Origin of the sequence: Lapidilactobacillus gannanensis (assembly GCF_003946675.1) — a bacterium.
In the GTDB taxonomy this organism is placed as follows: Bacteria; Bacillota; Bacilli; order Lactobacillales; family Lactobacillaceae; genus Lapidilactobacillus; species Lapidilactobacillus gannanensis.
The window spans coordinates 1-4,537 of sequence record NZ_RHOT01000065.1; the positions used below are offsets into that span (position 1 = coordinate 1).

Here is a 4,537-nt window from a genome sequence, read left to right on the forward strand (position 1 = left end):
GTGTGGTAACTATAAGAATAGGTCTTCATGGCCTTTTTGGTCTAGTCATTTAGGTGTTGCACTTCAATTTTAAATCCGGCTAAATAAATTAAACGAAAAAATCACTATACAATTTGCAACCAAAAAACTTAGAAGAAATGGTCGTAGAAATTGATTCACTCTGTTTACTTTGATATCTACCAATAGGAAAATAACTGTCGATATTACAAAGATGATTGCACTTGGCCGAACCAGGTAGCAAATTGCTGAAAAGAATCCAGCTAAGAATAGTTTGACATATACTTTATAAGTATTTTTCTCTTCAAAACCTGCTAGCAAGAAGTAACAGGAAGTTAACATTGGGAAAACACAATACGTATCCGTGTAAGGCACAAGAAATAGCGGCTGTATTGCAGCATAGATCATAAAGATTATGGAGGATAAGTAGCCGACTGATTTAGAGTGGCTAAATTTTTCACCAACAATTCGCATCATATAAACAGATAACGTTATAAGCAAAACGTTAAATATTTGAAAGGATTTAATATTAGTTCCAATAATTCTACTAAGGAATAAATTGAGGAAGTAAATAAACCGATTATTACTATTATATGATAAATACTTAGCAATATTATTAGCCTGAGGCATAGTAATTCCATTTAATAAACCTCTCGCATCAAACATTGGTTCTACATTCAGAACGTAGAGTAATATTACTTGATAAACAATGACAAAAATAAAAGACATCAGATAAATCTCTTTTTGATGCCTCTTTAATAGGCCAAAGAGAAATTCAATGTTCTTTCTCCTTAAAAATACTATTGCCAGATAGCTTGCGATAAGAAATAGACCCAAAAAGACCGTAAATCCCTTGGAAAGCTTATCCAATAAAAGAATATTTGATTGCATCGAAAAAAAGAAAGAAACTACTACTGCAATTATCGTTACAGCCCTAATCAATAAACCCGTTACCTTGCCCAATTTACTGTATATCATCAATACTTCCTTTCGAATGCCCATATTACAAATATTCTCATTCATACAATTACATTATGTTTATGCAAAAATCATTTCATTATGATAAATAGATCGTTCTTATTCGAATAAATATCATACAATTTACTCTCCAGAACTAATTTCTTTCCACGCTTTTTAAAAGTACTAACGTCAAGTTGTTGAATGTTGATATTGAGCCCACTTTGCGTATTAAATAATGTCGTATTTGGCCAATATAGGCTTTGATTACTAGGAACTAGCTTTGAAAGAATGGGGTAATTGCGTTCACTATTAATTAGGACAGGGGAATCACGAAATAGCGTACTCATATAGACTGTACTTGTCTTTTCAGTAACCATATTTTTTAAATCAGTCGTGAGAATTATGCTCTGTCGGTCAAAGGAATCCTTTTGTGCACTTAAGTTGGCAGCATAAACAAATGGAAACGATAGCGAGTAGTAAATTGTCAGAATAACTAATATCCTAGAAAATATCTGTAATCCGCCTATTGACTGAATTGACGTATTGTCAATCAACATAGTTAGGATAATTGTGAACATAACCGCTAAGCCATATTCATATCGTAGACTCCAGGCAGACAATGGTTGCTGAAATATCAGTAAAACGCCATAACTAAATACTGATGCTAGAACAAGATAAAAGATAGTATATAGTACCGCTATAGTATGATTTATCGTTGCATGGGTAACCGACAACAATATAAAAAGCAAGATTACTAATACCGCAAGCACAATAACGATATGTGCCATTTCACTATATACCGTTTGAAAATAAACCTTAATATTACGTAAAATCGAAGTCGGTAAATCACTCAATTTGGCAAGAGCGACTGTCGCACCACGATCAATGATCTCCGGATTTAGTTTTGTTTCAATAGCGAAAAGTGCCATAGCAATAATATATGAAATTGCTGAAAGTAAAAGTTTTTTTAAAGTCTCTAGGAACTTTCCACCAGATAACAAGGAAATGAGGCATAAGCTCAATGCAACCACAATAAATATGCCGGACGATAATTGGTAGGTATTACACATTAAAAATATGCCAACTATGGACAAAATGTAGAACGACTTTTTGTTTATTGTCCACCATAAAAATGGTAAAACTGAAAACAATATACTTAAAGCCATATAGGGGCTATCATAGCGGAAACTAACACATTGCAAGAACCAAGGATTTAAGCCAAGTATGGTTGAAGCAAAAACAGAAAGCCAACTAAACTTCCTATTAAACAGATAAATTACGACAAGACTTGCAACACCCAAAAAAATAGCAGTCAAAAAATGTGTAACTAATCCCATATTTGTCAAATGGTGGCTTCCTTGAACCAACCAGGAAAGCAGCTCACTTCCCCATCTACCGTAATGTCTACCGAAATTCGTACTACCATCAATTTGTCGGGCAGTATCATCGATATAAGGAAAATTAACCAGACCAATTGCGGATATTGAAATCAAATACACAGTTATAACCGCGACAACTTTTAAAATATTATCTTCAATAAAATGATAAAAATTCTTTAGGCCCTTTTGAAAGTCACTTAACAATACTTTCACTAGAAATTCCTCCGTTAACAAAAATTGTTTTGAATGTTAAAAATAGTTCATTAATTATGATACCAGTATACCTAGTAAAATCAATCTGTTTCTAGAACAATTCAATTATCAAGTTTCCGTCAAAAAAGCATAAGTTATCAACTCCGATGGATATTTTCAATGTTCACATTATTTTTAGTCAGTAAAATACACTATTCAGTAACTCCATTCAAGGTATGCACTATAATATTCATCAAGTTATTTTGGTTATAGATTGTTATTTACTCGTGATGAAGTATTAATTACTTATTCCTACAGCAATAATACGTCTCTTAACTTAAATATGCCCTTAATTGTTGGATTTTCTTCTAACAACTAAGAGCACATCAAAATTCAATACTACTTTTTTATCTATACATACTATTCAAATCAATGACAATGATATCATCATAAATAAAAATACGACGATTATCCCCCTGTAATTTTACATGTTCTAATAATCTTAAATAATCACTTTTTGAAACGGTTTGTACTGAATAACCAAGACTTTGCCACAAACCACTTACCCGACGACTAGAGTTCCTCAACATTTCATGATCCCACTCATAGAAAGAGTAACCCACAACGTCCCCTTTTAATATTTGCGGATTTGTCTCGTGATAATCGCCAATTACAGCAAGCTGATAATTGTTAATATTTTTAACACCTTCAGCATGTAAATCACCTACTAACTGATGTGTTAGAAGTACATCATCTTGGAAAACCAACTCACTTGAATAACATAAATCTGAAGTAACTTTAGCCTGGCCAAAAATAACTAAAACAAAAGCTGCAAACAAAATATTACTGAAAACATTCCGACGAATGTTTAGCATAATAAACATTGTAAAAAATGCAGCTACTATCGGAACTGAGGGAAAAAGAACTCGAATTGGAGTTATTTTTCCTAAAATTAAGAAACTAGTTAAAGAAAATATAAAAATTAGAAAAATTGTTAATAATTGCCAACCTAGATTTGGCCTTTTCCGAATGACTACCAAGACCAAACTAATTAGAAATGTAAGTAATAGTAACCAAAAAAAATACTTATTGTGAAGAGTTAAAAAATTATTAATGAATCCATCATATATGTGCTTGATATATGCGGATATACCTAAATTTTTGATACCAATTTGAGAATTGAAATACTGTGAATTTCGGCTCACCCCCACTAAAGATTTGCTAATCCAAACTAAAAATGAATGAATAAAATAAGACATGATGAACACAAGCATATAAGGTAATATTTTAAAAAAATAACATTTAAGCGTTATTTGATCCGATAAATGGAACAGATCTAATTCAATAATCATTAATGTTAAAACAATAAACAAAACAAATAGGGATGAATAGGTGCCAAAAGCCAATACATTCAAAATAATCGCCAACGAGAAAAAAAACCACGTTTTTAACGAATGCACGTAAGTAACTTGTTTAATAATAATTGCAGAAGCAATAATCATATTAACAGCAATTATCACTTCTGCCGATTGCATTGTAAAGATGGTTTGTTCAATTATAATTGGTGAGCTTAATTATATCCCGGAAAAAACTAACATTGCTTTCCGTTTTCGAACACCACAAACGTAAAAAAGATATAAAATTAAAAAATTTGAAATGGTTAAAAGCCCATACGTAATTATACTCAAAAATGATGGATTCAAATTCAGAGAAAAACGAAAGGGCTTACTCATTAAATAAAGAAAATATCTCCCTAAGGAGGTCCAATTCCTTCTATATTTAGTTACATTATTAATAAAGATTTCACTGTCTATCGCGTAAGCTGTTGAAAAAAATTTATAGCCAAAACTAATCATTACGACAAAAATTGATGTAATAATTTCCCAAATGTGTATTTTTAAAAAAAAGAGAAAGCCTATTAAATTCTTGGTCGGCTATACTCCTTCTTGGGTAGACAAGCAAATAATTAAAGCTTGTCTTCCTAGGAAGGAGTTTTTGTATGGGCCGGA

The 4,537-nt window shown here is 31.7% G+C and carries 3 protein-coding genes; all 3 read right to left on the reverse strand.

Translation table 11 applies throughout. The features are described from left to right. Window positions 1-69 precede the first annotated feature (69 nt). The 3 genes from EKM81_RS10880 to EKM81_RS10890 all read right to left on the reverse strand — a co-directional run bounded on the left by EKM81_RS10880 (window position 70) and on the right by EKM81_RS10890 (window position 4,090). Complete coding sequence (locus tag EKM81_RS10880; RefSeq protein WP_125651571.1) at window positions 70-999, reverse strand: glycosyltransferase family protein; 930 nt, start codon at window positions 997-999, stop codon at window positions 70-72. 47 nt (window positions 1,000-1,046) lie between these two features. Beyond that, window positions 1,047-2,549, reverse strand: coding sequence for a glucosyltransferase domain-containing protein (locus tag EKM81_RS10885; protein WP_164509307.1), 1,503 nt, complete (start codon window positions 2,547-2,549; stop codon window positions 1,047-1,049). 386 nt (window positions 2,550-2,935) lie between these two features. Next, window positions 2,936-4,090, reverse strand: a complete 1,155-nt coding sequence (locus EKM81_RS10890; RefSeq protein ID WP_225420253.1) for a glucosyltransferase domain-containing protein — start codon at window positions 4,088-4,090, stop codon at window positions 2,936-2,938. Between the last annotated feature and the right edge of the window lie 447 nt (window positions 4,091-4,537).

Excerpts from the sequence above, each read along its gene's own strand:
- EKM81_RS10880 (WP_125651571.1), bottom strand. The coding sequence starts at position 999 with ATGGGCATTCGAAAGGAAGTATTGATGATATACAGTAAATTGGGCAAG.